This is a genomic window from Chamaesiphon polymorphus CCALA 037, assembly GCF_003003845.1.
GTDB classification, from domain to species: Bacteria; Cyanobacteriota; Cyanobacteriia; order Cyanobacteriales; family Chamaesiphonaceae; genus Chamaesiphon; species Chamaesiphon polymorphus.
In genome coordinates this window covers 1-6,253 of record NZ_PVWO01000355.1, presented here as the reverse complement: position 1 = coordinate 6,253, position 6,253 = coordinate 1, and the positions used below count along the sequence as shown (strand labels likewise).

At 44.8% G+C, this 6,253-nt stretch carries 5 protein-coding genes and 3 tRNA genes; 2 read left to right on the top strand and 6 right to left on the bottom strand.

The annotated features are described in order from the left end of the window. Positions 1-41 precede the first annotated feature (41 nt). Entirely contained in the window at positions 42-1,298 is a 1,257-nt protein-coding gene (rodA, locus tag C7B77_RS21515) for a rod shape-determining protein RodA (protein WP_106309661.1), read from the top strand. A 120-nt stretch (positions 1,299-1,418) separates the two neighbouring features. On the opposite strand, the gene C7B77_RS21510 is transcribed toward rodA, so the two are convergent. Continuing rightward, positions 1,419-1,892 carry a hypothetical protein gene (locus C7B77_RS21510; RefSeq protein ID WP_106309658.1) on the bottom strand — a complete coding sequence of 158 codons (474 nt, stop codon included), beginning with the start codon at positions 1,890-1,892 and terminating at the stop codon, positions 1,419-1,421. Between the two features lie 219 nt (positions 1,893-2,111). On the opposite strand from C7B77_RS21510, the gene ilvC reads away from it, so the two are divergent. Then, positions 2,112-3,143 (top strand): ketol-acid reductoisomerase, encoded by a 1,032-nt coding sequence (gene ilvC / locus C7B77_RS21505; protein WP_281261377.1) that lies wholly within the window; start codon positions 2,112-2,114, stop codon positions 3,141-3,143. A 186-nt stretch (positions 3,144-3,329) separates the two neighbouring features. Here the strand turns inward: ilvC and C7B77_RS21500 are convergent. The 5 genes from C7B77_RS21500 to C7B77_RS21480 all read right to left on the bottom strand — a co-directional run bounded on the left by C7B77_RS21500 (position 3,330) and on the right by C7B77_RS21480 (position 6,069). After that, positions 3,330-3,403 (bottom strand) — tRNA-Asp (locus C7B77_RS21500). Positions 3,404-3,502: 99 nt separating this feature from the next. Beyond that, positions 3,503-3,576, bottom strand: a tRNA-Asp gene (locus C7B77_RS21495). Between the two features lie 98 nt (positions 3,577-3,674). Beyond that, positions 3,675-3,747: transfer RNA gene (locus tag C7B77_RS21490), tRNA-Ser, on the bottom strand. 51 nt (positions 3,748-3,798) lie between these two features. Further along, complete coding sequence (locus tag C7B77_RS21485) at positions 3,799-5,343, bottom strand: leucine-rich repeat domain-containing protein (protein WP_106309652.1); 1,545 nt, start codon at positions 5,341-5,343, stop codon at positions 3,799-3,801. 72 nt (positions 5,344-5,415) lie between these two features. Beyond that, on the bottom strand, positions 5,416-6,069 hold the full coding sequence (locus C7B77_RS21480) for a DUF1003 domain-containing protein (protein ID WP_106309649.1): 654 nt from the start codon (positions 6,067-6,069) through the stop codon (positions 5,416-5,418). Between the last annotated feature and the right edge of the window lie 184 nt (positions 6,070-6,253).

Below are 6,253 nucleotides of genomic sequence, written 5' to 3'. Positions count from 1 at the left end.
CACCCATCCACCCATCCACCCATCCACCCCGCTCTCCCCTCATGTACCGCAAATCATCCTTTAAGCGATCGCCTTTGCAAGATCTATTCATCCATTGGCAGCAGATGGACTGGCCGATCCTATTTCTGGCTGTAGGTTTGACCTTTTTTGGTGGCGTGATGATCCGCAGTACTGGCTTGAGTAAGCCTGTAGCATATTGGTTGCAACACTGGTCATTTGGAACGATTGGCTTGGCGATCGCGTTTGCCATTGCGCGGGTTTCTTACAATAATTTGCTCCGCTGGCATTGGGTGACATACGGTTTGACCAATGGCTTGCTGGTTGCGGTAGATTTTATGGGAAATAGTGCCAAAGGCGCGCAGCGGTGGATTAGCATTGCTGGCTTCAACATGCAGCCTTCAGAATTTGCCAAGGTGGGACTGATTATTACGTTGGCAGCAATTTTGCATCGTCGTCCGGCGAATACGTTGCCGACATTTTTTAGTGCTTTAGCGATTACGATTCCCCCGTGGTTTTTGGTCTTCATTCAACCAGATTTAGGGACGTCGCTAGTATTTGGGGCGATCTCTCTGGGGATGTTGTACTGGGCAAATGCCAAACCAGGCTGGCTGATTCTGCTAGTATCGCCGCTAGTCGCTGCAATTTTGTTTAGCTTGTTCCAGCCCCTGTGGATAGTTTGGGCGGTGCTGATGGGCGTGGTAGGCTGGTTGACGCTGCCGTTACGATGGGTGACCTCGCTGGTAGCGATCGCGATGAATATTGCCGCTGGAATGCTCGGACAGGTATTTTGGCATGTCCTCAAAGACTATCAAAAAGCGCGGATCGTGGTGTTTCTCGATCCCGATAAATATCCCCTCGGCGCGGGTTATCACCTGATCCAATCAAGAATTGCGATCGGTGCGGGCGAATTTTGGGGACAAGGACTCAATCAAGGTACGCAGACACAGCTCAATTTTATCCCCGAACAACATACTGACTTTATCTTTTCTTCGATCGGGGAAGAGTTGGGATTTGTCGGCGCAATTTGTTTGCTAATCACCTTTTTAATTTTATGCTGGCGGTTGCTGCGAGTTGCGAGTCAAGCTCCCAATAATTTTGGCTCCCTACTGGCAATTGGTGTCTTATTGATGATTAGTTTTCAGGTTGTTGTCAATATCAGTATGACGATCGGGATTGCCCCCGTTACGGGAATTCCGTTGCCCTGGATCAGTTACGGTGGTTCGGCTCTACTGACCAATTTCGTCGCGATCGGTCTAGTCGAATCAGTTGCTAATTATCGTCGGAAGTTTACGGTTTAGGGAGTTGGGAGTTGGGAGTTGGGAGTTGGGAGTTGGGAGTTGGGAGTTGAGGACGCAAGCGTCCTTTCACCCATTCACTCATCCACCCATCCACCCATCCACTCATCCACTCATCCACCCCTAACAGGGATCGATCTCTACTGCTGAGACATTGCGATTGAGATCGAAAGTGAAGAAGGAACGACGCCCATTTTCATCGATCCTGAGTAAAAAATTGTCGGGTGAATAGTTGGGATGTCTTCTGCGAGTGCCTGAATAGACAGGATCGCTACCGACGAGTAAGATGCCTTGGGCAGAGTTTTCAGTTCTCATTATTTGGTCTACTGACTCTTGCCTACCCAATTGCGGGCTAAAAAATTTGACAGTCATTCTGCCCATGCCATTACTATTGAGCCACAGTTGTCCGGCATGAACGCTCGCACCATTACTAAAAGTTAATCGCACGCAGGTGGTGCGCTGGAGGGCAATTTTTGAAGACTCGATCGATCTGGGCGTTGTCGATCGATCGATTGGAGCATTCAGACTCCAAGCTGGCAAACTACTGGAGAGCAGAGTTAGGAAAGTTGTAGTTGTATATTGCCAAAATTTTTGCATAATTTACCTGCTACCAATCGTCTAAGCGATGTTACGAAGTTGACGTCTTAGTAGTAAACAGGGGATTTTAGAGTTAATTCCAATAATATTTACAATTCTTCAACGCAATTCGCGTCAACCCAACATGGTAAAATGTTCTGCCTGCGGCAATACGCGGCGAGCGCAGATCTGCTCGTTGGCGTAGTCTCTGTGGAGAGAATTGCAGCGCAACAGTAGGATATATACAGACAAGTAAAGGTTAAGGAGAGATCGATCGTGGCCAAGATGTATTATGATGCCGATGCTAATTTAGACCTATTAAACGGCAAAACTGTAGCAATTATCGGTTATGGTTCCCAAGGTCACGCTCACGCCCTCAACCTCAAAGATAGTGGCGTCAATGTAATTATTGGTTTGTACCCTGGTAGTAAATCCGCAGCCAAAGCTGAAGCCGCAGGTTTGACAGTCAAAACAGTTGCCGATGCTGCCAAAGCCGCTGACTTAATCATGATTTTGCTGCCAGATGAAGTTCAACGCAGCATCTATGAGAACGAGATTAAACCCAATCTCAGCGCGGGTAAAACCCTAGCCTTCGCCCACGGTTTTAACATTCACTTCGGACAAGTTGTGCCACCAGCAGATGTCGATGTCATCATGGTCGCGCCAAAAGGCCCCGGACATACGGTTCGTTATGAGTATGAAAAAGGCCAAGGCGTACCAGCATTATTCGCTGTTTATCAAGATGCTTCCGGTCAAGCACGCGATCGCGCGATGGCTTATGCTAAAGGTGTTGGTGGTACTCGTGCTGGTATTCTCGAAACTACTTTCCGCGAAGAAACCGAAACCGATCTATTTGGCGAACAAGCAGTCCTCTGTGGCGGTTTGAGTGCCCTAATTAAAGCTGGGTTTGAAACACTAGTCGAAGCAGGTTATCAGCCCGAACTCGCCTATTTTGAGTGTCTCCATGAAGTTAAACTCATTGTCGATCTCGTCGTCGTTGGTGGTTTAGCAGATATGCGTAGTAGTATCTCGAATACGGCTGAATATGGCGACTACACTCGCGGCCCGCGCATTGTCAACGATGCAACTAAAGTCGAGATGAAAAAAATCCTCTCAGAAATTCAATCCGGACAATTTGCCCGCGAATTTATTCTCGAAAAACAGTCTGGTAATGCTGGTTTCACCGCAATTCGTCGTCGCGAAGCCGAACACCAAATCGAATCAGTTGGGAAAGATTTACGCGCGATGTTTAGCTGGTTGAAGAAAAACTAGCCTGAAATAATTGTTAGTAGCTATCGCTCCTCATTTTGAGGAACGATAGTAACAGCTCGAAATTAGAGGTAGGGGCAATTCATGAATTGCCCCTACCTCTAATTTTGAGACAACAACGACAGGATTTGCACCTGTATCGCTGGGTATACTCCACAGCGTTTTGACAATTAAACTACGTTGTTATTGTGACAGCAAGCAGACTCGAACCACTAACCTCGCGCGTGACAGGCGCGCGCTCTCACCAATTGAGCTATACCGTCACAGTATAAATTTTAGCAGAAGACAACAACGGCAGGATTCGCACCTACATCACTGGGTATACTCCACAGTGTTTTGACATTTAAACTACGTTGTTAGTGTGACGGCAAGCAGACTCGAACCACTAACCTCGTGGGTGACAGGCACGCGCTCTCACCAATTGAGCTATACCATCACATCTAGATATTAACAGAAGACAACAACGACAGGATTCGCACCTGCATGACTGGGTATACTCCACAGTGTTTTGACATTTAAACTACGTTGTTAGTGTGACAGTAGACGGACTCGAACCACCATCGCAACCTTAGCAGAATTGTATTTTCACCAATTAAACTATACCGTCACAGAGCGATTCTAACAGAGGATGGTAATTCGAGCGGTAAAATCGATCGACTCATGTCTGGACAATAAATCTATCGGGATGGATGCCATGATTTATCCAAGTAATTGCCGCCTCCGCGCTTGTCATTTCAGGAGGTACGCGCAAGACATGAATATGCCCAGTAGATGGACAAGTCATTTTGAGTAATACCATCGGCTCATAAATATCTATATGTCCGTGCCATCTTTCTATGCCATCGATTTTGAGTAAGGTATATTCTCGCCAAAAATCAAGCTGGATTGCATCCAATTCCTGACAAATCCGTTCGTAGCCAATTTGTTGAATCAGTCTCCGCCGTAGTTCGGCATTTGTTTCATCCTGCAACCACTCGGCTTTCCATTCACTCAATTTAGTCCAATATCGACGCGGTAAATATAGCCGGAGGAAATGTATTGATTGTAACTTGGGTAAATGTTGAAGAATCGATAGATCGGTGAGAGGGTTTTCTGATAAATCTAAGCTAGTCAATTCAATCATAAATCTCATGCTTGATGGTAGTGAGGTCAATTGATTGCCACTTAAATTTAGATTAACTAGCTTTGTCAAATTACCAATATTTTCTGGTAATGATGTCAAAGAATTTGAATTGAGATGTAAGTGAGTCAGTTTGCTCATTTCCCCGATCGCGTCTGGCAAAGAACCCAAAAGATTGCTACCAAGATACAAATGAGTGAGATTGGTTAAATTATCGATACTGCTAGGTAAGAAAGATAATTGATTGCCTTGCAGATCCAGATGACTCAGATTACTTAAGTTGCCGATACTTGATGGGAGAGATGTTAATTTATTGCTGCTTAATTCTATACAAGTTAATTGGGTCAGGTTACCAATATCTGATGGAATAGAAGTTAAGTTATTCTTTGATAAGTGAAAATGCGATTTTGAGGTAACTTTTTTATCCTTTGCTGGCAAGCATTTTTGCAAGTCTTTGGGTAACTTAATCATTGATTTGCCTACAAGATAATTAAGACGATCGTGTTTAGTCTCGATATTTAAAATATCACGATCGACTATTCTCAAAGCTGAATGCAGCAACTTTATCTCGATCCAATATTTGCGCGGTAAATTAACACCCCAAAATTTGACAGTTCTTAAGTTCGGTAAACTATTTAGTAGTGATAGATCCATCAGTGGATTACCAGTAAGATCTAGATATGTTAAATTAGTCAGCTTGGTAATACTTTGGGGCAACACTACCATTTGATTGCCATTCAACAGCAACCCTGTTAGATTAGTCAGCTCGGTAATGCTTTCGGGGAAGACTGTCAGCCGATTGAGGCTCAAACTCAGCCAGGTGAGATTTTGGAGATTGGCAATACTGTCGGGTATACTGCGGAGCTGATTTTTGTATAATCGCAATTCGCGTAATTTAATCAGATTACCGATCGAGTCTGGTAAGCTAGTCAGGCGATTATCAACTAGCCGGAGGCTGACTAAATCGGTAAGATTGCCGATCGAATCCGGTAAGCTCGTAATGGATTTCTGATAGAAATCTAGATGAGTCGATCGATCTTGGGTGGCTCGATCGATTATTAATTCTAATTCTGTTGGAGTCATGGGATTTTGGATTTTGGATTAGCTTTTATTCTTAATTTCCTCTTACCCGCTCCCCGCTCCAGGCTTGCCACCTTAATTCGGCTCCGATTTAGTTGCTAATTCTTCAGTCAGCGTGTGGGTAGCATTTTTGTGAATGATGTCCAAAATTGCCTGCGGATCGATCGCTTGTTGCATCTCTTCAGCCTCGGCATCAGTACGATTTTTGACATTAGGTAAATCGGTACGTAGTTCTTCAACTAAAGAAATTAACTTGGCAATCTTTTGTTCGGTGACTAGATCGAGTTGAATTGCCAAATGAGTTCGTTCTTCTTCGACTTTTTCTTGATGGGCTTGGGCGATTAAAACCTCGGTAGAAATTAGTAGCGAAGCAACTTCTAAGCCATGCAGGTGCAAATCGAATAAAGGAAAATTCTTGGGGATGATATTGCGCTGTGCCAAGTTAGTGCAACCGATCCATACTGCAAAAAATCCGATTTGAAAGTAGAGAAATCCCGGACGAGCGAAAAAAGCGGCTATTTTGTTTAAAATTCGACGATCGGCTGTGGTATTTTGTTGGTGACGATCTTGATGGCTGGTGAGCGTTTCGACATTTCGGAGCACCTGTTCTGGTAGAGCTTCGGTGACTTCGACGGTGACATCGGTATTCTCTGGGACGGAGATATTGACTGTAGATCGATCGTCGGTTGAATGCGATGTTTCGACTTCAATATTGGTGTGACTTTTCATATGGGGAAGTTGGGGATATAGAGATAAGTAGGGGCAATTCGTGAATTGCCCCTACCGATTTTTCGTGCTTCGTTTGCGATTGGTTTACCCCCCTTAGCTATCGATTACCCACAGATTTTGGAATAGTACCTAGTTTTAATTTACTGGTGCTGGAGAACCCGGATCTGGGGGGAGACCTCCCCCC

Excerpts from the sequence above, each read along its gene's own strand:
- C7B77_RS21480 (WP_106309649.1), bottom strand. The coding sequence starts at position 6,069 with ATGAAAAGTCACACCAATATTGAAGTCGAAACATCGCATTCAACCGAC.
- rodA (WP_106309661.1), top strand. The coding sequence starts at position 42 with ATGTACCGCAAATCATCCTTTAAGCGATCGCCTTTGCAAGATCTATTC.
- C7B77_RS21510 (WP_106309658.1), bottom strand. The coding sequence starts at position 1,892 with ATGCAAAAATTTTGGCAATATACAACTACAACTTTCCTAACTCTGCTC.
- C7B77_RS21485 (WP_106309652.1), bottom strand. The coding sequence starts at position 5,343 with ATGACTCCAACAGAATTAGAATTAATAATCGATCGAGCCACCCAAGAT.